Here is a 24,417-nt window from a genome sequence, read left to right as displayed (position 1 = left end):
TGCGGCTCAGCAAGTCGCGCCGGGCGGCGGCAGCTTCAGGTCGACCAGGTAGGCCGCGGCGTAGTTGTCCACGCAGGCGTTGCCCTGGAAGACCACGGTGTGCTGAGTTCCGTTGAACGTCAGCAACGATCCGCCCAGCTGCTTGGCCAGATCGACACCCGCCTGGTACGGAGTCGCCGGGTCGTTGGTGGTGGATACCACCAGCACCGGCGGCAGGCCCGGAGCGGAGGCGGAATGCTGTTCGCTGGTCGGCGGAACGGGCCAGAAGGCGCACGTGCTCAGCGGGGCGTGCCCGGTGAATTCGCCGTAGCTCATGAAGGGTGCGGCCTGACGCATCCTGCGGTCTTCGTCGATCACCTTTTGCCGGTCGGTGATCGCCGGCTGGTCGACGCAGTTGATGGCGATGCGGGCGTCGGTGGCGTTGGTGTAATGCCCCTGCGCGTCCCGACGCATGTACATGTCGGCCAGCGCCAGCATGGTGTCGCCGCGGCCGTTGACCATCTCGGTGAGCCCCTGCGTCAGGTGCCGCCACAGGTTCGGCGAGTAGAGCGCCATGATCGTGCCAATGATCGCGTCGCTGTAGCCCAGCCCGCGCGGGTCGGCCGTCGGCAGCGGTTTGTCCACCAGCGGGTCGACCAGACTGCGGTAGACGTCGACGGCCTTGGCCGGGTCGGTGCCCAGCGGGCAGGTCGGGTCCTTGGCACAGTCGGCCGCGTAATCGTTGAACGCCTGCTGGAACGCCGCGGCCTGGTCGATATCGGCCTGGATCGGGTCGGCGTCGGGGTCGACGGCACCGTCGAGGATCATCGCCCGCACCTTGTCCGGGTAGGCCTCGGCGTACGCCGAACCGATCCGGGTGCCATAGGAGTAGCCCAGATAGGTCAGCTTGTCGTCACCGACCGCCGCGCGCAGCGTGTCCATGTCCTTGACGACACTGGCGGTGCCGACGTTGGCCAGGAATTCCTTGCCCATCTTGTCGACACAGCGCTGGACAAAGGCCTTGGTCTCGTTCTCGATGTGCTCGACGCCCTTGGGACTGTAGTCGACCTGCGGGTCGGCCCGGATGCGGTCGTTGTCGGCGTCGGAATTGCACCACAGTGCCGGCGTGGATGCCGCCACCCCGCGCGGGTCGAAGCCGACCATGTCGAACCGCTGGCGCACCTCGGCGGGCAGGTTCTCAACGATGCTGGCCGCGGCCTCGATGCCCGACTCCCCCGGACCACCCGGATTGATGATCAGCGAGCCGATCTTGTCCCCGGTGGCCGGGAAACGGATCAGGGCCAGCGTCGCGACATCGCCGTCGGGCTTGGCGTAGTCGACCGGAACGGCGATCTTGCCGCACTCCGCCCCAGCCGGAATCGGCAGGGCGTTGCCACCACCACCACCGACACGGCACGGCCCCCATTGCACCGGCTGCCCAATCTGCGGCCCGGCGATCGTGGCCTTCCCCGCCACCATGGTGCTGCAGCCGGCGCTCGCGACGAGTGCGGCCACGGCAGGGAGCACCAGGGCGGTGCGGACAGCGCGCGGTCGTTGGTAGAGCCTCATGGCAAACATGCTGCCATGCTCGGCGGGTTCGGCCGCCGCACCGACCCGCCGACGTGCTCAATTGACCGCGTCGAGCAGTTCCTTCATGCCGACGGCGAAATCGTCGGCCAGATCCCACAGGTCGGGTAACAGCTCGGGGCAGGCGATGAGCCCGACGTCGAGCTTGCCGTTCAACGACATCACGGTGATGTTCAATCCGGAGCCGTGGAAGATCGGTCCGAGCGGATACATCGCGGAGACCTCGGCGCCCAGGAAGTAAAGCGGTATCTGTGGGCCGGGCACATTGGAGACGACCAGGTTGTGCACCGGCCGCGCCTCGGTAAGCCGGCTCCGGGCGTACACCCGCATGGCAATGCCGAAGACCGCGGGCCCGGCGAACTGGCTCCAGTCCTGCAGCAAGGTCGCTCCGATCGCCGAGCTGTGTTCCTTGGCGGTGAAGTTCGCCTCGGCAATGGCCGACAGGCGTTCCGCCGGATCCTCGATCTGGGTTTCCAGCCTGGAGAACATGCCCGAGACCTGGTTGCGCCCCGGCCGGTCCGATCGATCGTGCACCGACACCGGGACCATCGCCACGAGCGAGGATTCCGGCAGTTCGCCGCGATCGAGCAGGAACTGCCGCAGCACCCCGGAGACCAAGGCCATGACGACGTCGTTGACCTTCACCCCGAAGTGGTTTTTGACGGTCTTGATGTCCTCGAAGTCGAGTTCTGCGAAGGCGACGTTGCGGTGGGCGGTGATGCTGGCGTTGAACCGCGTCTGCGGCGCGGCGAACGGCGCGGCCATCGCGCGTCCGCCGACCGCGCGCGCAACGGTGTCGACGACGGTGCTGACGGTCGCGGGCAACACCTTGGTGGCCAGGTGCACCGGCCGGGTGGCGAACCGGCCCAGCCCGCCGAGCGCGATCCGCAATTGATTGGTGTCGCCGTGCCCTTCGACCGGGTCCGGCGCCGGCGCGTCGGGTTCGGTGCTGCACAGCTGTGACATCAGGTTCGCACCGGTCACCCCGTCGACGGCGGCATGGTGCACCTTGGTCAGCACCGCCAGCCGGCCGCCGGCGCGGGCATCGGTGCCGTCGACACCCTCGATGACCCAGGTCTCCCACAGCGGATAGCGCCGGTCCAGCGGGAGAGACGCCAGATGCCCGCAGATCTCCCCCAGTTCCATCCGCCCGCCAGGTGCGGGCAGGCCGATTCGGTGCAGATGACGGTCGATGTCGAAGTCTTCGTCCTCCACCCAGACCGGGTGGTCGAGGTTCAGGAAGCTGTTGGCCAGCTTCTCCCGGAAACTCGGAATTGCCTTGACCCGCAACACCATTTCGTCCCGGAGCCGATCGAAGGTGTAACCACCCGGGATCGTGGAGGCGTCGAGTTCGAGGATCGAGCACACATGCAATGGCTGTGAAGGGGTTTCGAGATAAAGGAAGCTGGCGTCGAGTCCGCTGAGCCGCTGCAGGTGTTGCACCATGCCGCCGATCGTATGTCGCCAGTGATGGGGCTAGTGGCAAATGGCGAACGTTGCCGCGACTCCCTGACGACGGTGTGAGAAAGTCCACTTCACCGCCTGTTCACCTTTGCCACCTGCCGGTGGCAGACTGAAGGACGTCAACCGAACCCGGGGACCCGGATGGGCCACGAGGATCGACAAAGACGATCACTGAGGACATCGATGTCTGAGCAGACTGTCTATGGTGGCGGCAGCGTGCCGCCTGTTTCGCGCACCAAGGTCCGTACCCATCACCTGTTGAAGTGGAAGTCCGAAGGCCACAAGTGGGCGATGCTCACGGTCTACGACTACTCCACCGCCCGCGCGTTCGACGAGGCGGGAATCCCGGTTCTGCTGGTCGGCGACTCCGCCGCAAACGTGGTCTACGGCTACGACACCACCGTGCCGATCTCGGTCGACGAGCTGATTCCGCTGGTTCGCGGAGTTGTTCGCGGTGCCGAACACGCGCTCGTGGTCGCCGATCTGCCGTTCGGAACCTACGAAGAAGGGCCCAAGCAAGCGCTGCGCACCGCAACCCGGTTCATGAAGGAGACCGGCGCGCACGCGGTCAAGCTCGAGGGCGGCGAGCGGGTCGCCGAGCAGATCGCGACCCTCAGCGCCGCAGGCGTCCCGGTGGTGGCCCACATCGGGTTCACCCCGCAGAGCGTCAACGGGCTCGGCGGATTCCGGGTGCAGGGCCGCGGCGACGCCGCCGAGCAGACCATCCACGACGCCATCGCCGTTCAGGAGGCCGGAGCCATTGCCGTCGTCATGGAGATGGTGCCCGCCGAACTGGCCACCCAGATCACCGGCAAGCTGACAATCCCCACTATCGGTATCGGCGCGGGACCGAACTGCGACGCACAGGTGCTGGTCTGGCAGGACATGGCCGGGCTCACCACCGGCAAGACCGCCAAGTTCGTCAAGCGCTTCGGTGACGTCGGCGGCGAATTACGCCGGGCGGCAACGCAATACGCCGAAGAGGTAGCGACCGGCACGTTCCCGGCCGAGGAGCACAGCTTCTAGCCGTACTCGGGCGCGCGCTTGTTGATGAAGGCGTCGATCCCCTCGCGACCGTCGGTGCTGTCCGCGCACGCCGCGATCAGGTCGGCCTCCATCTCCATCTGTTCCTCGAGCCCGTTGCCGAACGAGGCCAGCAGCAGCTTCTTCACCGCACTGCCCGAACCCCTTGCCCCAGAAGCCATCTGAGCGGCGAGTTGCTGGACGCGATCATCGAGGTCGCCCGCGGCAACCACGGCGGTGACCAGCCCCCACTCGGCAGCTTCGGCCGCCGACAGGGTGCGGTTGGTCAGCATCAGTTCCTGGGCGCGTCGCACGCCGATGAGCCGCGGCAGGTAGTACGACGAGCTACCGTCCGGACTCAGCCCGGCCTTGGTGTAGGCCATGGTGAACGAGGCGGTGTCGGCGGCCAGCACCAGATCACCGGCCACCGCCAGGCTGAAGCCCGCCCCCGCCGCGACGCCATTGACCGCGGTGATCAGCACCGCGTCCATCCGCGCGAACGTCGAGATGGCGCGGTGCAGGTCGTCGGCAATGCCCTTGACGAAGCGGCCGGCCCCCAGCGGAGAGGCAGCCATCGCCTTGAGATCGCCGCCTGCGCAGAAGAACCGGCCGGCACCGGTCAGCACGACGACCTTGGTCCCGGGGACGTCGCAACGCGCCGCGGCGTCGGCAAGTTCGCGGGTCATGACGTCGTTCATGCCGTTGGCCGCCTCGGGCCGATTCAGCACGATCCGCGTGATGGCAGCGCTCTGTTCGAAGGACAGGGTCTGGTAGTCGCTCACCCGCGGAACGTTAGCCGGTGACCGCCAGATCCCTGCGCGCGGTGTCCAGCAGCTCGTCGCTGCGGCGGCGCAGGCCGGCGAAGTCGCCCTGCCAACCCAGGATCCGCAGGGCGGCGTCGGCGATGATGCCTGGCGTCTGCGGCGGGCAGGACCCGTCGTCGGACCGGCGGTTGATCACCGATTCCACCAGCCGGAACGGCAGATCGTCGGCCTCACTGTGACCACCGGACTCGGCGACGACCTGCTGAGCCAGCGTGCGGTAGCGGCTGCGCAGATCCTCCCGGTCGGCCCGGAACCGGGCGAAGCGATCCACTCGCAGCTCGGGCAACAGGTACAGCGCACCGAGATTCCACCGGCTGGCGCACAACTGCGTGCAGTCCCCGACCACTAGGGCGTGCAGCCGGGGGGCTGCGGGGCCGGGCCCCGCGATCAACTCACCCGCCAGCCGCCTCGCCTCTTCGACGGTCCCGGCCAGCAACGCGTCGAGGAGGTCGTCCTTGGTGGCGAAATGGTGGTAGAGCGAGGCCTGCCGCATCCCCACGGCGTCGGCGATGCGCCGGGTGGAGGTGCCGGCGTAGCCGATCGTGGTGAACAGTTCGGCGGCGGCGTCGAGGATCTCCTCACGCGCCGTGTTGCCCGGTCGGCGGGATTGTTCCAGCCGCGGACGACCTCGTCCGTCGCTGCGCATACGGCATTGTCGCATTCTCACCCAGCGTCAATAACTGTCATTTGATAGAAATACAGTCAACCCAGTCGTTACACCGGCGACATCCGGCGGGAACGACGCCTGGGAAAACTTTCACTTGACAGTTAATCGGGCTCAGGCCCGGACAGGAGTGACACGATGACCACCGCGTCCACCGATGGCGCCCGCTCGCACGCCCGGTCTCAGGCCAGTGCCGCGACCATGCGGATACCGGCCCTTCCGGACGGTGTCGACGGTTCGCGGCTGGCCTGGGCGGAATCGGTGCCCGCCGAGTCTTACACCACTCGGGTGCTGGGTCGCGGGACCCGAGTTCGGTTCTCCGACCCGGACGGCGGGGCCTGCGCGCACCTGTTGCTGTTCCGCGCCGACGCCTCATGGGAGCGGCTCAACGTCGCCGACACCATGAAGGTCCCCTGGCAGGCCTACCTGGGGGTGGGCCACCCACTGCTGTCGGACCAGGGCCGCCTGCTCGCGACGATCGTCGCCGACAGCTCCGGCCAGCACGACATGTTGTGCGGGCTGCCCGCGGCGGGCCGCCAGCAGATGTTGTTGGCGGCGATGAAGCACGGGATGGACGTCCGCGACGTGGCGCCGTCGGCAGCGCTCCTCAAGGGAGTGCGCGTCGAGGACACCGGAGCACTGACCTACACCGGTTCCGCCGGACCGGGTGCGGCGATCGACTTGTTGATCCACCTGCCGGTAATCGTCGCAGTGGTGAACACCGCCCACCCCCTCGACCCGCAACCCGCCGTCACCGAGCTCGACATCGTGGCCTGGCGCGCCGACGACGAACTCACCTACCCCGTCAACGACGACCCGGAGTATTTCAGGGCCCTGTTCAACACCGAAGCGACCTGGGCCGCAGCACAATCCAGCGAGGCACCGCGATGACATCTGCACTTACGGCCGTGATCTCCGACGAGGTCGTCGCGGCCCGCTCACCGTGGTCGGCGATCTTGCGAGCCGGTCAGTCCCTGCAGATCATCGACCTGCACGGCAACCAGGCGGTGGACACGTTGTTCTACGCCGTTACCGGCGAGGCGGTGGACCCGGCGGGGCGCTACAGCGCGCAGGCCACCATCGCCTCGCAGCGCAATATCTTCCTGACCACCGGCTCGGTGCTGCGTGCCGACGACGGCAGGCCGCTGGTGCGGATCGTCGCCGACGAGGTGGGCAACCACGACACCATCGCCGGTGCCTGCTCCAAGGAGTCCAACACGCTGCGCTACGGCCATCACACGGTCCACCAGCACGCGTGCGCGGAGAACTTCCTGGCCGAGGCGGCCAAATGGGGAATGGGTAAGCGCGACATCGTCTCCAACGTGAACTTCTTCATGAACGTGCCCATCGAGGCCGACGGCACGCTGGGCATCGTCGACGGCCTGTCCGCGCCGGGCAAGTCGCTGACATTGCAGGCCCAGACAGACACCCTGGTTCTGGTGTCGAACTGCCCGCAGATCAACAACCCCTGCAACGGGTTCGACCCGACACCCGTGCGGATGGTGATCTCCGGCGCATGAGCACCATCGAAGTGGTCCGGCCGGGAATGCTGACCACGGTGCAGGACTGGCCCGGCCGGGTCGGTTACTGGCATGTCGGCGTCTCGCCGTCGGGGCCCATGGACGACCTGTCGTTCCGGATCGGGAACCGGGTACTGGGCAACCCAGAAGGTGTTGCGGGCCTGGAGTGCACCAAAGCCGGTCCCGCGCTGCGGTTTCCCGACGGCGGCCGGGTCTGTGTCGCCGGCGCCCCGGCCCCGGTGACCGTCGACGGGGCGCCGGTGGCGCAATGGCAGTCGGTGACCATCCCCAGCGGCGGGGTCCTCGACGTCGGCTTTGTCGACGGTCCGGGGATGCGCTGCTACATCCTGCTGGCCGGCGGGTTGGTCGAGCCCGAATATCTGGGCAGCGCAGCGACATTCACCATGGGTTGCTTCGGAGGACACGAGGGCCGCGGGCTTCGCGCCGGTGACCTGTTGACCACGGCCGCCGACCCCGGTGCGGCCTCCGCTCGGCCGGCGCGGGCGGCGATCGACGAACAACCCGCCATCGGTCACCGTTGGGAGGTAGCGGTCACCGAGGGTCCGCACGGGGCACCGGAGTTCTTCACCCGCGCCGACATCGAGACCATCGTCGGCACCGACTACACCGTGCACTTCAATTCCGACCGCACCGGTGTGCGCCTGGTCGGACCGAAGCCGCAGTGGGCCAGGGCCGACGGCGGCGAAGCGGGCCTGCATCCGTCCAACATTCACGACAACGCCTACTGCGTCGGCGCCTTGGATTTCACCGGCGACACCCCCATCCTGCTGGGGCCGGACGGACCGAGCCTCGGCGGCTTCGTCTGCCCGGTCACCGTGGTGCGCGGCGACCGGTGGAAGCTCGGGCAGATGGCCCCCGGTGACAGCGTGCGGTTCGTTCCGGTGCGCGCCGACCGGGCACCGTCGCTGGGCAGCATCGACGCCGACCGGCGGGCGTCGATACCGCTGGTCATCTCGACCTCCAGTGATGCCGACGACGGGGTGTTGACGAGGTTCGCGGGATCCGACGGCACCGAGGTCACCGTGCGCCGCGCCGGAGACGGCGGCGTGCTGGTCGAATACGGCGCCATGGTGCTCGACCTCGCCATGCGCGCGCGGGTGCACGTGCTCTACGAGTCCCTGCTGTCCAGCCGAGTTCCCGGGGTCAACGAGCTCACCCCCGGGGTGCGCTCGCTGCAGGTGCAGTTCGACCCGGCCGTGCTGAGCATGGCCGAACTGGTCGATCTGCTGGCCCGTACCGAGGAGACGCTGCCCGGCACCGCCGAACTGGTGGTCCCCAGCCGCACGGTGCGCCTGCCGCTGTCCTGGGACGATCCCTCCACCCACGAGGCGATCCAGCGCTACATCCATGGCGTGCGCTCTGACGCCCCGTGGTGCCCGTGGAACATCGAGTTCATCCGCCGGATCAACGGTCTCGCCGATGTGCAGGGTGTGCACGACATCGTCTATGACGCACAGTATCTGGTGCTCGGGCTCGGTGACGTCTACCTGGGTGCACCGGTGGCCACCCCGCTGGATCCCCGCCACCGGCTGGTCACCACCAAGTACAACCCGGCCCGCACCTGGACCCCGGAGAACGCCGTCGGGATCGGCGGTGCCTACCTGTGCATCTACGGCATGGAAGGTCCCGGCGGTTACCAGTTCGTCGGCCGCACCACCCAGGTCTGGAATCACCGCCACCCGGCGGACTCGCAGTCCTTCGAGCCCGGAACCCCTTGGCTGCTAAGGTATTTCGATCGGATCAACTTCTATCCGGTCAGCGCCGAGGAGCTGCTGGACCTGCGCTCGGACATGGCCGCCGGGCGCGGCGACGTGCAGATCGTCGACGGGAAGTTCTCGATGGCCGACTATCAGCACTTCCTGGCCGCCAACGCCGGCGACATCGCCGAGTTCCGGGCTCAGCAGGCCGAGGCGTTCGCGGCCGAGCGCAACGCCTGGGACCGAGCCGGGGAGTTCGCCGGTCAGCTGGCCAGCTGAGCCACCCGCCGCTAGCGCTCGCCCAGTTCCCCGGACAGGTACTCGGCACGACAGGCGCGACGGGCGAGTTTACCGCTCGTGGTGCGCGGGATCGCTCCGGCGGCAACCAGTCTGACGTCGGCCACCGGCAGGGCATGGCGCCGCGAGACGGCCGCGCGGATCGCTTCGAGAATCGGTTCCGGTTCGGCTTTGCCCCAGCCGGGTGCGCGCTCGGCGACCACTACCAGCCGCTCCCCCGGCGCATCGTCGGCCGGCACGGAGAACGCCGCTACGAAGCCGGCCCGCACGGCCGGCGAGGCCTCGGCGACGGTGGCCTCGATGTCTTGCGGGTAGTGGTTGCGGCCGTCGACGATCACCATGTCCTTGATCCGACCGGTGATGAAGAGCTCGCCGTCTAGGTAGACGCCCATGTCGCCGGTACGGAACCAAGTGCCGTCGGCCGGAGCCATCTCGGCGTGGCTGCCGTGTTCGAGGCGCACCTGCAACTTGTTGCGGAACGATCGCTCGGTCTCGCGGTCACGGCCCCAGTACCCGCGGCCGATGTTCTCGCCGTGCAGCCAGATTTCGCCGACGTAGCCGTCGGGCAGTTCAGCCTCGGAGGCAGGGTCGACGATGACGGCCCACTGGCTGCGCGCGATGTGGCCGACCGACACGTGCGGAACGGCGTTGGGGGCATCCGGATCGACCCGCACAGCCCGGCCCAGACCGAGCTCCACGCGGTCGAGATAAGTTGCGGTGGCGCGGTCTTCGGCACCGATGGTGGACACGAACAGGGTGGCCTCGGCCATTCCGTAGGACGGCTTGACCGCGTTGGGCGACAGGCCGAAGGCGCCGAACACCTCGTTGAACTTGTTGATGGAGTTGATGTTCACCGGCTCGGAGCCGTTGATGAGCCCCGCCACGTTGCTCAGGTCGATGTCCTCGCCCTGCGGCGGCAAGCCGCGCTGGGCGGCGAGCTCGAAGGCGAAGTTCGGTGCGGCGGCGAACGTCCGGCCACGTTTGGCCTCGGCCGCCAGTTCCTTGATCCAACGGTGCGGTCTGCGCACGAAGGCGGTCGGCGACATCAGGGTCAGGTGAGCTCCGAACAGCGCCGGGAACATGATCATCAGCAGGCCCATATCGTGGAACAGGGGCAGCCAGCTGATGCTGGCGACGTCCCAGTCCAGCCCGACCGAGATGATCATCTGCACGACGTTGGTGCAGACCGCACGATGGGTGATCTCCACACCGGCGGGAGTGCGGGTCGATCCCGACGTGTACTGCAGGTAGGCGATGCTGTTTCCGTCGAGGGCCGAGGGGGTGAACGTCTCGCCGACCGACTCGGGCACCGCGTCGATGGCGATCACCCGGGGCCGGCGGGTGCGGGGCAGCTTGCGCATGAAGGCCTGCACCTCCGCGGCGGCGGACGTGGTGGTGAGCACCGTCGAGGGCAGCGCATCGGAGAGGACCGCGTCCAGGCGCTCGGCGTGGCCGGGCAATTCGGGCGCGAACAGTGGGACGGCGATGTTGCCGGCCTGGATCGCGGCGAAGAAGCCCACCACGTAGTCGAGGCCCTGCGGCGCCAGGATCGCGACCCGATCACCGGGCTGGGTGATCTGCTGCAGCCGGGCGCCGACCGCGCGCAGCCGCTTGCCCAGCTGGTCCCAGGTCAACTCGATGGGCCGGCCAGAGGGGTCGTGGTCGTAGTCCAGGTAACGGTAGGCAGGGGTGTCACCCAGCTCGGCGACGTTGTGGTCCAGGAACCGGGTGATGGTGACGTCGGACGGCAGCGCGATGTTGCCGTCGGTGTCGAGATAATCCTCAAGTTTCAGCCGGGCACCCTGACCAGCGGCGGCAAGCGTTCCACGACCCATAAGAAGATCTTAAGAGCTAAAGGCGCCTACGCACTGCTGCGGGGTGGGCGTGGCGCGAAGTCGTGGATCTTTCGGTTGCCGCCCCTGATCCCGCTGCTGCCGGCGTCCGGGCCGTGTTCACTGGGATGTGACACCCTGGCCTCAGTAGCGCACTGCAGGTGTTCGTCGCGAGCGAAGGTGAAGATGGGTCCAAGAGCTGCAGGTACCAACCGCCATCTCGAGGTGGAGCGCAAGTTCGACGTGCCTGCCGAGACAGTATTCCCGTCCTTCGAGGGCCTCTCGTTCGTGGCCCGCGTGGAGCGGCAGGCATCACAGTCACTGGATGCCGTGTACTTCGACACACCGGCACGGGACCTCGCGCGGCACCGGATCACCCTCCGGCGCCGCACCGGCGGACCCGATGCCGGCTGGCATCTGAAGCTGCCGTCCGGCCCGGATGCGCGCACCGAGGTCCGGGTGCCGCTGTCGGCGGCCACGAGCGAGACCGCCGTCCCCGAGGAGCTGGCCGACGTCGTGCTGGCGATCGTGCGGGATCGCCCGCTGACGCCGGTCGCACGCATCACCACGACCCGCAACGTCGTCATGATGTACGCCGCCGGCGGCGCGGAGCTGGCCGAGTTCTGTGACGACGAGGTCAGCGCCTGGGCCATCGACCCGGTCGACGGCAGCGACGGCGAAGCGCAGAACTGGCACGAGTGGGAACTCGAGTTGGTCGACGGCGACGTCGAGAACGCCGCCGAGGTGCTCACGCGGCTCGGCAACCGATTGCTCGACGCCGGTGCGGTGCCGGCGGGCCACGGCTCGAAACTGGCCAAGGTCCTCGACTCGGCCATGGCGGCGGCCGGGGCTCCCGAGAAACCGCAGGCGTCGAACGACCCAGTGCACCGGGCGGTGGCCGAGCAGGTCGAACAGCTGCTGGTGTGGGATCGCGCGGTCCGGGCCGACACCTACGACTCGGTGCATCAGATGCGAGTGACCACTCGCAAGATCCGCAGCCTGCTGCAAACCTCGGAGGATGCGTTCGGACTGACCGACGACACCTGGATCCTCGACGAGCTGCGCCAGCTGGCCGGTGTCCTCGGGGTGGCACGCGACGCCGAGGTGCTGGCCGACCGCTACGAGGCCGCGCTCACGGCGCTGCCCGCCGAGTTGGTCCGCGGCCCGGTGTGGGAACGCCTGGTCGAGGGGGCACGCCGCCGCTATCAGGCCGGCCTGCGGCGTTCGCTGCAGGCGATGCGCTCACCGCGGTACTTCCGGTTGCTCGACGGGCTCGAGGCGCTGGTGGCCGCGCAGCCGCCGGAATCGGTCGCCGCGCAGGCACCGGTCAACATCGACTCGGCCTATCGGCGGGTACGCAAGGCCGCCAAGGCGGCGTCACGCGCGCCCCTGGAGGACAAGGACGAGGCGCTGCACCGGATCCGCAAGGGCGCCAAACGACTTCGCTATGTGGCAGCGGCGACGGGCGAGCCGAAGGTCTCTGACCGGGCCAAGACCATCCAGACCCTGCTGGGCGATCATCAGGACAGCGTGGTCAGCCGAACCCATCTGAGTCAGCAGGCACTCGCCGCGCAGGCGGCCGGTGAGGACACGTTCACCTACGGCCTGCTCTATCAGCGCGAGGACGACGCGGCCAACCGCTGCCGTGAGCAGCTCGACGACGCGTTGAGCGCACTGCGCAAGAGCGTCGACAAGGCCCACTGACGGGCCCCGGCGGGCGGGCCCCGGCGGGCGAACGAGTTGGCCTGTAAGCCGGATTCTGTCCCGCCCCGCCACGGTGGACCGCGACAGGGCGGCGGCGACCATCCATCTGGGCACACCGTCGCCGGGTGCCTCGAGCGGCCTACCCGCAGGCATCGGGCGAGCAGCCCTCGAGCGCCTGCGCAGCCGCACCAGGTGCGGCCTTTTGGCCTTGCTTCGGGTGGGGTTTACCGAGCCACCCCGGTCACCCGGGATGCTGGTGCGCTCTTACCGCACCGTTTCACCCTTACCACCGGCCCGAAGGCCGGCGGCGGTCTGTTTTCTGTGGCACTGTCCCGCGAGTCACCTCGGATTGCCGTTAGCAATCACCCTGCTCTGTGAAGTCCGGACTTTCCTCGGCTCACCAGGTGAGCCGCGGCCGCCCGGCCAACTCGTCCGCCTGAACACGGTAGCCCATCTGCACCGCAACTGGATCACGTTGTCGACGAGGACGGCCTGCTGGCCGTCGGGGCCAACGGCGTCGCGCTCGACCGGGCCCAGCCGCACCGTCTCCCACTGGGTGTCGTCCAGCGCCAGTCCGGCCAGCACGCCCTCGGCGGGCGGGAAGTCATGGTGGTGAACCTCGGCTGGCGCCCACGGTGGGGCACCGCCGTGATCGACGATCAACAGTGTGCCGCCGGGGGCCACGGTAGCCGCCGCCCGTCGCAGGATCGCCGGCCGGTCCATCTCCAACGGGGTGTGAAAGAAGTGCGCCGAGACCAGATCGAACGGCCCCTCGGGCAGGCTGCGGGTCAGGTCGTGGTGCTCAAAGTCGATGCGCTCCAACACTCCCCGCATCGCTGCGTCTTCGGCGGCGCGGGCCAGTGCGGTGGTGGAGACATCGACGGCCACGACGTGCCAACCATGTTCGGCCAGCCACATGGCGTCGCCGCCCTCGCCACAACCGAGATCCAATGCGCGCGAACCTTTCAACGGCGTGACAATCTCGGCGAGGTGGGCGTTGGGGCGTCCGCTCCACATTCGCGGCTTCTCCGCGTAGCGCGTCTCCCAGTGGCTGTGGTGATCGGTATCCATGGATCGAGCTTGCCGCGACCACAGCAGAGATGGCAATGTCGATTGCCATGCAGGCAAACGCCGACGATGTCGACCTCCGCGTGCGCAGGCGGCTGCGGGAACTGCGGATCCGGCTCGGGCTGACCCTGGATGACGTCGCCTCCCGGGCCGGTATCGACGTCTCCACGCTGAGCCGGCTGGAATCGGGCAAGCGCCGGCTGGCGCTGGATCACCTACCCCGGCTGGCCGCGGCGCTGTCGGTCAGCGTCGACGAGTTGCTCGAGGCGCCGCCACCCACCGACCCGCGCGTGCGAGCTCCCTCGCACACCCGCAATCTGGTCACCTACTGGCCGCTGACCCGCCATGGCGGCGCGGGCAGACCGCAGGCCTTCAAGATCCGAATCAGCGCCCGACGGCGCACCCCACCGGCCGACCTGCCCACCCACGAGGGCCAGGAGTGGCTCTATGTGCTCGCCGGGCGCCTGCAGCTCATCCTCGGCGAGCAGCACTTCGTCATCGAGCCCGGCGAGGCGGTGGAGTTCAGCACGTGGACCCCGCACTGGTTCGGCGCGGTCGAGGGACCCGTGGAAGCCATCATCCTGTTCGGCCCGCACGGCGAACGGGTGCACCTGCGGGCGTAGCAGCTCAGCCCAGATAGGACGTCTGGTTGACCAGACGGACCGACGCGTTGCCGTCGGGATAGAACTCGGCGACGCTCAGCGACGCCAGGTCCAGATGCAGCCGGTGCAGGATGCTCGTTCCGGCGTCGAGGGCCAGGCGCAACATCGTCTTGATCGGCGTCACGTGCGACACGAGCAGCACCGTGTCGCCGGGATGATCGGCGATCAGCCGATCCCGGACCCGCCGCACCCGCTCCTGCACGTCGTCGAAGCTCTCCCCGCCCGGAGGTCGTAAACTCGTGTCACGCAACCAATTCCCGTGCAGGTCCGGGTCGCGCTCGCTGGCCTCAGCGAAGGTCAGGCCCTCCCACGCACCGAAGTCGGTCTCGATCAGATCGTCGTCGACGGTGACATCGAGCCCGAGCGCACCCGCCGCGGCCCCCGCGGTGTCGTAGGCACGTTGCAGCGGGGAACTGATCACCGCCGAAACGCCGCTGCCCTGTTTGGCCAGGTATCGCGCCGCCGCTTCGGCCTGTTGCCGGCCGGTATCGGTCAGCTCGGGGTTGCCGCGACCGGAATAGCGGCGCTGACGGGAGAATTCGGTCTGGCCGTGGCGCAGCAGCAGCAGGCGGGTCGGGGCACCGCGATTGCCGGTCCAGGCCGCCGGCGGCACCGCCACCGCCTCGGGCGGCGGGTCACCGGCCGAACCGGCGGCACGGTCCATCGCCTCGTTGGCCAGCCGGTCGGCGTAGGAATTCTGCGCGCGGGGAATCCACCGATAGGCAACGGAGGCGAACGTCGATGCCAAGGCGCGTGCCTGCTGATGGAGTTCGGCCATCGCGGCGTGCTTGACCTTCCATCGCCCGGACATTTGCTCGACGACGAGCTTCGAGTCCATCGACACCTCGACCTCGTCGGCCCCCAGCCGCCGCGCCTCCTCCAGCCCGGCGATCAGTCCCTCGTATTCGGCGACATTGTTCGTGGCGATGCCGATCGACGCTTTGCGTTCACCGAGCACCGTGGCGTGATCGTCCGACCAGACGACACAGCCGTACCCGGCCGGACCGGGGTTTCCCCGCGACCCGCCGTCGGCCTCGATGCGCACCTTCACTTCTCCGCTCCACCGATCCGCAGCAGGATCGCCTGGCATTCGGGGCAGCGCACCACCTCGTCGACGGGTGCCGCCGAGATCCGTGCCAGCTCACCGCGATCCAATTCGATGCGGCACGCGCCGCAGCGCTTGCCCAGCAACCGGCCTGCGGCGACGGCACCGGATGCGCGCTGCCGTTCGTAGAGCGCCACCAACGCCGCATCCAGTCCCCCGGCAATCTCGGTCCGGCGCGCCATGCACTGCCCGCGCGCCTGCTCGACGTCGGCGAGCGCCTCGTTGCGGGCCTGCGCCGCGGCGGCCAGATCGACTTGCAGCGCGTCGAGGTCAGCCTGCCGGGCGGCACGGTCGCGGTCGAGTTGCTCACGGCGCTCCATGACCTCCAGCAGGGAATCCTCCAAGCTGGCCTGCCGGCGCTCGAGGGTGTGCAGCTCGTGCTGCAACTCCTCGAGCTGTTTGGGGCTGACCGTGCCCGAGTCCAGCAGGCTGCGGTCACGATCCTCACGCTGGCGCACCCCGTCGACCTCGGACTCGAACCGCGCCACCTGCGCGTCGAGGTCGTCGAGTGCGATGACAAGTGCGGCCAGCCTGTCGCCGGCCGCACGGTGCTCGGCCTGCACCCGGTCGTACTCCTGCTGTTCGGGCAGGTGCGCCGCCCGATGGGACAGGCGAGACAGCTCGGCATCCAGATCGGCCAGCTCCAGAAGTGATTGTTGCTGTGCCAGTTCAGCTTTCACGAAATACCTCTCGCGGTTGGGAATCGATGTTCCAGGGGTCGGTGCGCAGCGGGCACACGGCCACCGGCAGCGCAGCACCGAAGTGCGCGGTCAACAATGCAGCGGCCTGCGCGCACCACGGGTATTCGCTGGCCCAGTGCGCGACATCGACCAGCGCCACCCCGCCGGCTCGCCGATGCTCATCGGCGGGATGGTGGCGCAGATCGGCGGTCACGTAGACGTCCACGCCGGCGCTGTCGGCAGTGGCGAGCAGCGAATCCCCCGCGCCGCCGCACACAGCCACCCGAGACACCCAGGCGTCGGGATCGCCCGCCGCCCGCACGCCCCAGGTGGTCGCTGGCAGCGCGGCGCGCACGTGTGCCGCGAAGTCTGCGAGGCTGACCGGCTCGGCCAGGCTGCCGACGCGGCCGATGCCGACACCCGCGGCCGGGGACCCGACGTCCGGTCCGGCGGTGGCCGGCTCCAGCACTCCGTCGACCGTCACCCCCAGGACGGCTGCCAGCGCATCGGACACGCCCGGGTTCGCCGCGTCGGCGTTGGTGTGGGCGGTGAACAGGGCGGCACCTCGACGGATCAGCTGGTGGATCAGCGCGCCCTTGGGGGTGCTCGCCGCCACCGTGTCGACGCCGCGTAACAGCAGCGGGTGGTGGGCCAGCAGCAGCGCACGCGGCCCGACGGTCGCCACGACGTCGGCGGTCGCGTCGACGGCGACAGTCACCGACTCGACGGTGTCGTCCGGGTCGCCGCACACCAACCCGACCGAGTCCCAGCTGTGCGCCAACGCGGGCGGGTAGGCAGCGTCGAGCACGGCGATCACCTCAGCGAGTGTCACGCCCGTCTGTGTCATCTGCTCTTCGCGCAAGCGCTCATCGCGTGTCATCTGCTCTTCGCGCAAGCGCTCATCGCTCCCTTCGCCACGTCAAGAACAGTAGTGCGCGGGCCCGCAACCGAGGCATGCGGCGGCTCCCCGCGGGGATCGGCGACAATGGACGGGTGACCCGCACGGCCTCCGCTACCCGACCCCAATTGGTGATCTTCGACCTCGACGGCACCCTCACCGACTCGGCGGAGGGCATCGTGGCCAGTTTCCGGCACGCATTGCATGCGGTCGGCGCCGAAGTCCCCGCCGGCGACCTAGCCGGCCGGATAATCGGACCACCGATGCACCAGACCCTGCTCGGGATGGGACTCGGCGACCGGGCCGACGACGCCATCGCGGCCTATCGCGCCGATTACACCAGCCGCGGCTGGGCGATGAACAGCCTGTTCGACGGGATTCCGGAGCTGCTGGCCGACCTGCGCGCAGCCGGGGTCCGGTTGGCCGTCGCCACGTCCAAGGCCGAGCCGACCGCTCGGCGCATCCTCGACCATTTCGGGTTGAGCGGCTATTTCGACGTCATCGCCGGCGCCAGCCCCGACGGGTCGCGCTCGGCGAAAGCCGATGTGGTGGCACATGCCCTGAACCAGCTCGAACCGGTGCCGGATCGCGTGCTGATGGTCGGCGACCGGGCCCACGACGTGCACGGTGCGGCGACACACGGCATCGGCACCGTGGTGGTGGGCTGGGGTTACGGGGCGACGGACTTCGCGGACCCGGCCGCCGCGGCGACCGCCGCCGCCCACGTCTCGTCCGTTCCCGCGCTGCGCGAGGTGCTCGGTGTCTGACTCCCCCGCCCCGCTGCACGTCACCTTCGTGTGCTCGGGCAACATCTGCCGCTCCCCGATGGCCGAGAAAATGTTCGCCCACCAGATCGCGCAGCGTGGCCTGGCCCGCGCGGTCCGGGTGACCAGCGCCGGGACCGGCCACTGGCATGTCGGTGACGGCGCCGACGAGCGGGCCAACGCCGTGCTGCGCCGACACGGATATCCCACCCAGCACTGCGCCGCGCAGGTGGGTGACGACCACCTGGCCGCCGATCTGGTGGTCGCGCTGGGCCGCAACCACCTGCGGATGTTGACTCATCTCGGGGTGGAGCCCGAACGGGTGCGACTGCTGCGCTCGTTCGACCCGCGCTCGGGCGCCCACGCCCAGGACGTCGAGGACCCGTACTACGGCGACCACACCGAGTTCGAGGAGACCTTCACCGTGATCCAGGCGGCGCTGCCGGGGCTGCACGCCTGGGTCGACGAACAGCTGGCCGCGCAGGGACTGGCGGGCTGATGAAGCGCTGGGCGTTCCTGCTGCGACCGGGCTGGATCGCCCTGGCGCTGGTGGTGGTGGCGTTCGCCTACCTGTGCTTCACGGTGCTGGCACCGTGGCAGCTGGGCAAAAACACTCGCACCAACCGGGAGAACAGCCAGATCGCGGCGTCGTTGAACGCCGATCCGGTGCCGGTGACATCGGCTCTGCCCCATCAGGATTCGGCGGCACCCGACGAGCAGTGGCGGCGGGTGACGGCCACCGGTCGCTATATCGCGCCAGCCCAGGTGCTGGCCAGGCTGCGCGTGGTCGGCGGTGAGCCGGCGTTCGAGGTCCTGGTGCCGTTCGTGGTCGACGGTGGACCGACGGTGCTGGTCGACCGCGGCTATGTCCGCCCCGTCCAGGGCTCCAAGGTGCCTGAGATCCCGGTCGTCCCGTCCGGGACGGTGACGATCACCGCCCGGCTGCGGGACTCCGAGACCGCGCCGCCGGACAAGCCTCCGTTCCGGGACAACGGCGTCACCCAGCTCTACGCCGTCGACACCGCGCTGGCGACGCGGGTCACCGGGGTCCCGCTGACCCGCTCCTACCTGCAGCTGGTGGACAACCAGCCGGGCTCGCTGGGCATCGCCGAGCTGCCGCACCTGGACTCCGGACCGTTCCTGTCCTACGGCATCCAGTGGATCGCGTTCGGGATCGTCGCCCCGATCGGGCTCGGGTACTTCGCCTACTCCGAGATCAAGGCCCGCCGCCGCGAGGCGCAGGCGGCCGCCACCGCCGCCGCGAAGCCGGCAGGCCCGGTCACCGTCGAAGACAAGCTGGCCGACCGCTACGGCCGGCGGCAGTGATCGCGACCGCCACGGCTGCCGCCGCCAGCTGAACCGCCCGCGACAACCGCACCGCGCGGTGCAGGTCGTCCACGCCCGGAACCCGCCCGTCACCGAGGGTGGGGCGGATCTCGAGCTGATGGTGGTACTGCGTCGGGCCGCCGAGGCGCACACCCAGCGCTCCGGCGAAGCTCGCCTCCACCACACCGGCGTTCGGGCTGGGATGGCGGGCGGCGTCGCGTCGCCAGGCCCGTAACGCACCGGCCGGTGACCCACCGACCACCGGCGCGCACAGCACAACCAGGACGCCGGCCACCCGCGCCGCGAGGTAGTTCGCGATGTCGTCCAATCGCGCTGCCGCCCAACCGAACCGGCCATAGCGCGGTGAGCGATGCCCGATCATCGCATCCAGGGTGTTGACGCCGCGATAGGCCAGAACCGCCGGCACTCCCCCGACCGCCGCCCACAGCAGCGGCGCCACCTGGGCGTCTGAGCTGTTTTCGGCCACCGATTCCAGGCCGGCCCTGGCCAACCCCGCGGTGTCCAGCGCCGCCGGGTCGCGTCCACACAACGACGGCAGCAGCGCGCGCGCCCCGTCGACGTCATCGGCCGCCAGCAGGGCGGCCAGCCGGTCGCCGGTATGGGCCAGGGTGGTTCCGCCGAGTGCGGCCCATGTCGCGGCGGCGGTCAGCGCACCCAATGCGGGGCCCCGCACGCTGCGCTGAGCCACCACACCGGCGACGGCCACTGCACTTACCAGCACACCGGTGTGCAGCGCCCCGGCGGCACGACTGTCGCGGTAGGTGCGCGTTTCGAGTGCGGCTGCGCACCAACCGAACCCCGCCACCGGATGACCGCGGGCCGGGTCGGCAAACACGAGGTCGGCCAGGGTGGCGACCAGAATGCCCACCGCCGGCCACCGTCTGCGCGCAAACACCCCGGCACTCTCTCACACGTGGTGTACTGCCTTCGACCGACCGACCCGAGGAGGCCCATGTCCGACACCAGAATCCTCACCGCCGGGACAGTCATCACCATGGATCCCGACCGGCCACGCGCCGAGGCCGTCGTCGTGTCCGACGGCAGGATCGCGGCGGTGGGCTCGACCGCGCAGTGCCGGGCCGACTTCCCCGACGCCGAGGTGATCAATACCGGGGTTGCCGCCCTAGTGCCCGGATTCGTTGAGCCGCACAGTCATCCGGTGATGAGCGGCGTGGCCACCCAGCCGCCCGCCCGATCCGTCGCCCCGTGGGATGCCCCGACCTGGACCGACATCGAAGCAATCTTCGCCGAGACCGTCGCCAACACCGACCCCGCTACACCGCTGCTCTTCGCGGGGTTCGACGCGCTGCTGCACCAGCGTCCCTCGCCGAAGGCCCCCGAGCTCGACCGCATCTTCGGTGACCGCCAAGCTGTGGTCACCGACAACTCCGGTCACGGGGTGTACTTCAACACCGCGGTGATGAAGCGCTACGGATGGGACGTCAACCCACCTGCTGAGCCGGTCGGCGGCCACTTCGGCCGAAATGCCGACGGCAGCCTGTCCGGGCAAGGGTTCGAGACGCCGGTGCTGGTGGCCGTCGCCGGGCCGATCCTGGCCGAGCTGGGCAACCCACTGGTCAGCGCCGCCGAGTACTACGCCTGGATGGCGCGGGGCGGCTATACGTCGACCTCCGACATGACCTATGACCCGAAGCTCAAGGCAGCCTACGAGGCGCTGGCCGCCGCCCCGTCGTGCCCACTTCGCGTCAGCATGTGGGAGATGTCGACCAGCAGTACCTTCAACGACGCCGAGACGTTCGCTGCCCCGCAAGAGTTGCTGGTGAAGCGGGGCGTGAAGCTGTGGACCGACGGCTCGCCGTGGATCGGCAACATCGCTATCTCTTTCCCCTATCTGAGCACCGACGCCACCCGGACCGCCGGCATCGACCCCGCGGTGGCCGGCGGCGCCGACTCGATGAACTACAGCCGTGAACAACTCGACGCCATCCTCGACATCGCGGCTCCAGCGGGCTGGCAGATGGCGTTCCACGCCAACGGTGACCTGGCGATCGAACTCGCTCTCGACGCCTACGAGGCCGCGTTGCATCGGCACGATCTGATCGGCACCGACCACCGCTGGCGGCTGGAACACCTCGGGGCAGGCACCCGCGCCCAGTTCGACCGCGCGGCGTCGCTGGGGGTGCACATCTCGATGGCCCCGTTCCAGTACTACTACTGGGGCGAGCTGCTCGACGGGCAGATCTTCGATCACGAGCACGGCGGCCGGTGGCAGGCGTTCGCCGACGCGGTGGCCTCCGGGGCGGTGGTGTCGCTGCACAACGACGGCTCGGTGTCGCCGCCGACGCCGGTGCTCAACATCCAGACGGCGGTGACTCGGCGCACCCGGGCGGGCAATGTGCACGGCGCCGACCAGGCGATCACGCTGGATCAGGCGTTGCGCGCGCACACCATCGACGCGGCCCGCACATTGCATCGCGAGACCCTCGTCGGCTCCATCGAAGTCGGCAAGCTGGCCGATTTCACCGAACTCACCGCCGACCCGTACGCCGTCGACCCCGCCGAGCTGGCACAGCAGGCTCAGGTGGCGGGGACGTGGCTCAGCGGCGAACGCATCGATCTCGCGGCGTTCCTCGGCGCGGTCGGCGCCGCCGATCCCGGCCGGCACACGCACCTGGCCGACCAGCCTCGCCACACCTGCTGTTGAACCGAACCGGCCCCAACATCGTTGTCCGGCATGACCTTCGGTGGCTCGGCTGGAGTTCTTCGCCCCGCCGGCCTAGGCCAGCGTCGTCTTCATCATCACGACGTTGTAGCTGCCCCACAGCGACAGGTTCCAGTAGATGTCCTGCCCGGCGGACCACGGATCCATCATGGGCGCGTACAGCCCCGGGTACTGCAGCGAAGTCACCAGTGTGGTGGCCGACGACCAGGTGCCCTGCGGCGAGTCCGCGGTACGCATGACGACGCTGCCGACGCCGTTGGAGTACGTGGCGACGTACTTGTCGAGGTAGGTGTTGTACTGCACCGACATTTCGCTGACGTGGCCGTTGGGGCCGCCCACCCCGAACACCCCGGCGACCCAGCCGCCGAAGAACAGTCCCAACCGGCCCAGGAACCCGCCGGCGTACTGGCTCTGCCTGGTGGGCGGCAGGATCGGAACCGCGGCGTCGGGGTTGCCGGCCGTCCAGTCGGTGCCGTTCCAGTATTCGTACTTCGACAGATCGAGAATGTCGGCCTCCGCGACTCGGGAGACGTAGGCCGATCCCATCCGGCCCGACGGCGTGCCGTAGGAGAAGACGTATCCGGCGTCGGGCGAGTCGGCCGGCGGCTTGACGAACGCGCCCTGCTGAAAGTTCTGGTTTCCGTAGACGAACGGGGTCGACGAGCGCAACCAGCTGCCCGCCCGGATGGTCTGCGGCGCGACCGTCCAGTTCTGCCCGTTGTCGTCGGAGTAGGCGATCGCGGAGTAGTTGGTGGTCCACGCGCCGCCGAAATCCCAGGATCGCACGGACATGAAGTTGACGTATTGCCTTGCACCGTAGGTGTTGTCGTACGGCACCGAGATCGCGGCGGTGGGGATGATCGTCACCTGCGAGCCGAGCGGGCCGAGGTAGCGGGCGCTGCCAGCGATGGCCTGCTTGGACAATCCCGATGAGCTCAGCGGAGATCCGGCGAACGGATCGGTGGTGGAACCGGGAGCGAATACCCGCCCGATCGGGTCTGTGGTCCTCAGCAAGACGTTGGACCGCCAGGCTCCGCTCATGTTCGGCCCGCTGAAGGTGTCCCCGAAGATCATCAGCACCTGGTGGTTCGCGCCGGTCATACCGTTGTCCCACATGATGCCGACGTCCGTGCCGTAGATACCGAACCGGCTCGGGGTCGCGGTGGCGGGTCCGGTCACCCAGCCGACTTTGGTGGTGACCGGCGCGGTGGTGGCGGTGCTGACGGTGGCGATCGGCGGCACGGTAACCGCCGGCTGCGCAGGCTGGGATGCCGGTCGCAATACGGTGCGGGACAACGTCTTCGCCGTTAGTTTCGGGGGTTGCGGCGCGGATTGCCGGGATGATCTGGCCGGGGTGAACTTCGGCCGTTGCGAGCGCCCCTGGGCGGGTCGGGCGGTCGCGGCGGATTTACTCGCGGCGGAGTTAGTCGTCGATGAGCCGGGCCCGGCGGTTTCAGCCGACGCGGTCCCGCAGCCGATCATCACCGCCGCACCCAATCCGAGCCCTACGGCCAGTCCACCGATTGCACCCACGCACGCCGTTGTACGCATTTCAGGCCCCCCCTCTTGTCCGCCCAGTTCAGTATCAACCCGCCGGGCGTCCCCCGACCGGAGTACACGCGATTCGTCCGGCACACAGTCCGCTTGGCGGACAGACACCCGAGTTGTGCGGGCGCAGTATTTCTCTCATGCCCGGCTCAGCAGGAGCGGGACCACAACTCGGAGGACACGATGGCTGCACAGATCACCAAGCGCGCCGCAGGACTTTTCGCCAGTGCCGTCGCCGCCGGCGCGCTGACCCTCGGCTTGAGCTTTGCCCCCACCGCGAGCGCCGCGCAGGACTGCGGCTACGGCTACCACCTCGACGGCGGCAGCTGCGTGGTCAACCTGCCCGGCCCGGGCGCCCAGGCCGATCCCGGTCATCCCAACTGCTGGATCAACGACAACGGCGATCAGCGCTGCTACTAGCCATCACTGACCCAACCCCACAATTGAAGACTTCCTGATTAATCCCGCCCGGGCCATCTGGCCCGGGCGGGTGCGTTTTGCCATCCGGACGCTACCGCCGCGGGCGTCATTGCAGCACAGCCATTTTCGATGCGGTAGCAACCCCAACCAGAGGTTTCGCGGTGCGCCGGCCTCCCCCAATCGGAGGACCCGAAATTCCTCCTCGCACTGGCCACTTGGCGGAAAGACACCCAATGTGAGCCGGCGCACTATTTCTCTCAAGGATCGCTCAACCGGAGCGGGACCGAAAACGCCAGAACAACAAACAACACAACTCGGAGGAAATCATGACTGCACACATCACCAAGCGCGCCGCGGGCCTCTTCGCCGGCACCCTCGCCGCCGGGGCGCTCGCCCTGGGCCTGGGCTTCGCGCCCGCCGCCAGCGCCGCGGACGGCTGTGGCTACGGCTACCACCTGGAGAACGGCACCTGCGTCATCAACCTGCCCGGCCCCGGCGCTCACTTCATCAGCTCGAACTGCTGGCTGAACGACAACGGCGACGAGCGCTGCTACGCGCCGTAGTCCGTCGACACCGTCGTCACAAATCCCGCCCGGGCCGTACGGTCCGGGCGGGATTTTTTGCGGCGTG

General features: G+C 68.9%; 22 protein-coding genes, 1 other RNA gene and 1 pseudogene. 12 read left to right on the top strand and 12 right to left on the bottom strand.

Annotated features, from left to right (window positions below; translation table 11 throughout):
- Positions 1-6: 6 nt before the first annotated feature.
- Both ACXDF8_RS05065 and ACXDF8_RS05060 read right to left on the bottom strand, forming a co-directional pair.
- Entirely contained in the window at positions 7-1,548 is a 1,542-nt protein-coding gene (locus tag ACXDF8_RS05065) for an alpha/beta hydrolase (protein ID WP_457222159.1), read from the bottom strand.
- 57 nt (positions 1,549-1,605) lie between these two features.
- On the bottom strand, positions 1,606-3,000 hold the full coding sequence (locus ACXDF8_RS05060; protein ID WP_457222365.1) for a WS/DGAT/MGAT family O-acyltransferase: 1,395 nt from the start codon (positions 2,998-3,000) through the stop codon (positions 1,606-1,608).
- 213 nt (positions 3,001-3,213) lie between these two features.
- Here ACXDF8_RS05060 and panB point away from each other — a divergent pair, with 213 nt between their 5' ends.
- Positions 3,214-4,056 (top strand): 3-methyl-2-oxobutanoate hydroxymethyltransferase, encoded by an 843-nt coding sequence (gene panB, locus ACXDF8_RS05055; protein WP_457222158.1) that lies wholly within the window; start codon positions 3,214-3,216, stop codon positions 4,054-4,056.
- Here panB and ACXDF8_RS05050 read toward each other — a convergent pair.
- The gene (locus ACXDF8_RS05050; protein WP_457222157.1) at positions 4,053-4,835 is read right to left on the bottom strand and encodes an enoyl-CoA hydratase/isomerase family protein; all 783 of its coding nucleotides are present in this window, start codon (positions 4,833-4,835) and stop codon (positions 4,053-4,055) included. The genes panB and ACXDF8_RS05050 overlap by 4 nt on opposite strands.
- A gap of 10 nt (positions 4,836-4,845) precedes the next feature.
- Complete coding sequence (locus tag ACXDF8_RS05045) at positions 4,846-5,523, bottom strand: TetR/AcrR family transcriptional regulator (protein ID WP_457222156.1); 678 nt, start codon at positions 5,521-5,523, stop codon at positions 4,846-4,848.
- Positions 5,524-5,679: 156 nt separating this feature from the next.
- Here ACXDF8_RS05045 and ACXDF8_RS05040 point away from each other — a divergent pair, with 156 nt between their 5' ends.
- Genes ACXDF8_RS05040 through ACXDF8_RS05030 form a run of 3 tightly spaced genes read left to right on the top strand, consistent with a single transcriptional unit; the run spans position 5,680 to position 9,058 of the window.
- Positions 5,680-6,432 carry a DUF1989 domain-containing protein gene (locus ACXDF8_RS05040; protein ID WP_457222155.1) on the top strand — a complete coding sequence of 251 codons (753 nt, stop codon included), beginning with the start codon at positions 5,680-5,682 and terminating at the stop codon, positions 6,430-6,432.
- The gene (locus ACXDF8_RS05035) at positions 6,429-7,061 is read left to right on the top strand and encodes an urea amidolyase associated protein UAAP2 (protein ID WP_457222154.1); all 633 of its coding nucleotides are present in this window, start codon (positions 6,429-6,431) and stop codon (positions 7,059-7,061) included. Before ACXDF8_RS05040 ends, ACXDF8_RS05035 begins: the two co-directional genes overlap by 4 nt.
- A complete protein-coding gene (locus tag ACXDF8_RS05030; protein WP_457222153.1) occupies positions 7,058-9,058 on the top strand; it encodes a 5-oxoprolinase/urea amidolyase family protein in 2,001 nt (666 codons plus the stop codon). The genes ACXDF8_RS05035 and ACXDF8_RS05030 overlap by 4 nt, the downstream gene beginning before the upstream one ends.
- A gap of 11 nt (positions 9,059-9,069) precedes the next feature.
- On the opposite strand, the gene ACXDF8_RS05025 is transcribed toward ACXDF8_RS05030, so the two are convergent.
- Positions 9,070-10,911 (bottom strand): fatty acyl-AMP ligase, encoded by a 1,842-nt coding sequence (locus ACXDF8_RS05025; protein ID WP_457222152.1) that lies wholly within the window; start codon positions 10,909-10,911, stop codon positions 9,070-9,072.
- A 183-nt stretch (positions 10,912-11,094) separates the two neighbouring features.
- Between ACXDF8_RS05025 and ACXDF8_RS05020 the strand changes: the two genes are divergently transcribed.
- Entirely contained in the window at positions 11,095-12,612 is a 1,518-nt protein-coding gene (locus tag ACXDF8_RS05020; protein ID WP_457222151.1) for a CYTH and CHAD domain-containing protein, read from the top strand.
- A gap of 28 nt (positions 12,613-12,640) precedes the next feature.
- On the opposite strand, the gene rnpB is transcribed toward ACXDF8_RS05020, so the two are convergent.
- An RNA gene (gene rnpB / locus ACXDF8_RS05015) (RNase P RNA component class A) lies at positions 12,641-13,043 on the bottom strand.
- Positions 13,044-13,269: 226 nt separating this feature from the next.
- Positions 13,270-13,683: pseudogene (locus ACXDF8_RS05010) on the bottom strand (class I SAM-dependent methyltransferase); the annotation flags it as partial.
- Positions 13,684-13,730: 47 nt separating this feature from the next.
- Here ACXDF8_RS05010 and ACXDF8_RS05005 point away from each other — a divergent pair.
- Positions 13,731-14,303, top strand: a complete 573-nt coding sequence (locus ACXDF8_RS05005; RefSeq protein WP_457222150.1) for a type II toxin-antitoxin system RelB family anti-toxin — start codon at positions 13,731-13,733, stop codon at positions 14,301-14,303.
- A gap of 4 nt (positions 14,304-14,307) precedes the next feature.
- Here the strand turns inward: ACXDF8_RS05005 and ACXDF8_RS05000 are convergent, their stop codons facing one another.
- From ACXDF8_RS05000 to ACXDF8_RS04990, 3 genes are read right to left on the bottom strand one after another with little or no spacing between them, the layout of a single operon-like run.
- Entirely contained in the window at positions 14,308-15,393 is a 1,086-nt protein-coding gene (locus ACXDF8_RS05000; RefSeq protein WP_457222149.1) for a bifunctional RNase H/acid phosphatase, read from the bottom strand.
- A complete protein-coding gene (locus tag ACXDF8_RS04995) occupies positions 15,390-16,127 on the bottom strand; it encodes a zinc ribbon domain-containing protein (RefSeq protein ID WP_457222148.1) in 738 nt (245 codons plus the stop codon). The genes ACXDF8_RS05000 and ACXDF8_RS04995 overlap by 4 nt, the downstream gene beginning before the upstream one ends.
- Positions 16,117-16,974: a Nif3-like dinuclear metal center hexameric protein gene (locus ACXDF8_RS04990; protein ID WP_457222147.1), complete on the bottom strand. Its 858-nt coding sequence runs from the start codon at positions 16,972-16,974 to the stop codon at positions 16,117-16,119. The genes ACXDF8_RS04995 and ACXDF8_RS04990 overlap by 11 nt, the downstream gene beginning before the upstream one ends.
- A gap of 107 nt (positions 16,975-17,081) precedes the next feature.
- Between ACXDF8_RS04990 and ACXDF8_RS04985 the strand changes: the two genes are divergently transcribed.
- Genes ACXDF8_RS04985 through ACXDF8_RS04975 form a run of 3 tightly spaced genes read left to right on the top strand, consistent with a single transcriptional unit; the run spans position 17,082 to position 19,115 of the window.
- Entirely contained in the window at positions 17,082-17,792 is a 711-nt protein-coding gene (locus ACXDF8_RS04985; RefSeq protein WP_457222146.1) for an HAD-IA family hydrolase, read from the top strand.
- On the top strand, positions 17,785-18,288 hold the full coding sequence (locus ACXDF8_RS04980; protein WP_457222145.1) for a low molecular weight protein-tyrosine-phosphatase: 504 nt from the start codon (positions 17,785-17,787) through the stop codon (positions 18,286-18,288). Before ACXDF8_RS04985 ends, ACXDF8_RS04980 begins: the two co-directional genes overlap by 8 nt.
- Positions 18,288-19,115, top strand: a complete 828-nt coding sequence (locus ACXDF8_RS04975; protein ID WP_457222144.1) for an SURF1 family cytochrome oxidase biogenesis protein — start codon at positions 18,288-18,290, stop codon at positions 19,113-19,115. Before ACXDF8_RS04980 ends, ACXDF8_RS04975 begins: the two co-directional genes overlap by 1 nt.
- Here the strand turns inward: ACXDF8_RS04975 and ACXDF8_RS04970 are convergent.
- Positions 19,069-20,031 carry a cobalamin biosynthesis protein gene (locus ACXDF8_RS04970; protein ID WP_457222143.1) on the bottom strand — a complete coding sequence of 321 codons (963 nt, stop codon included), beginning with the start codon at positions 20,029-20,031 and terminating at the stop codon, positions 19,069-19,071. The genes ACXDF8_RS04975 and ACXDF8_RS04970 overlap by 47 nt on opposite strands.
- 57 nt (positions 20,032-20,088) lie before the next feature.
- On the opposite strand from ACXDF8_RS04970, the gene ACXDF8_RS04965 reads away from it, so the two are divergent.
- Complete coding sequence (locus ACXDF8_RS04965; RefSeq protein ID WP_457222142.1) at positions 20,089-21,801, top strand: amidohydrolase; 1,713 nt, start codon at positions 20,089-20,091, stop codon at positions 21,799-21,801.
- 72 nt (positions 21,802-21,873) lie between these two features.
- On the opposite strand, the gene ACXDF8_RS04960 is transcribed toward ACXDF8_RS04965, so the two are convergent.
- The gene (locus ACXDF8_RS04960) at positions 21,874-23,061 is read right to left on the bottom strand and encodes a glycoside hydrolase family 183 protein (RefSeq protein ID WP_457222141.1); all 1,188 of its coding nucleotides are present in this window, start codon (positions 23,059-23,061) and stop codon (positions 21,874-21,876) included.
- Positions 23,062-23,550: 489 nt separating this feature from the next.
- On the opposite strand from ACXDF8_RS04960, the gene ACXDF8_RS04955 reads away from it, so the two are divergent.
- Together ACXDF8_RS04955 and ACXDF8_RS04950 are read left to right on the top strand one after the other, a co-directional pair.
- Positions 23,551-23,787: a hypothetical protein gene (locus tag ACXDF8_RS04955; RefSeq protein WP_457222140.1), complete on the top strand. Its 237-nt coding sequence runs from the start codon at positions 23,551-23,553 to the stop codon at positions 23,785-23,787.
- Between the two features lie 326 nt (positions 23,788-24,113).
- Complete coding sequence (locus ACXDF8_RS04950; protein WP_457222139.1) at positions 24,114-24,350, top strand: hypothetical protein; 237 nt, start codon at positions 24,114-24,116, stop codon at positions 24,348-24,350.
- Positions 24,351-24,417: the final 67 nt, after the last annotated feature.

Source organism: Mycolicibacterium sp. CBM1 (assembly GCF_054073305.1).
Note: the sequence above shows the minus strand (reverse complement) of the source record. Positions and strands in the feature narration are given on the sequence as shown.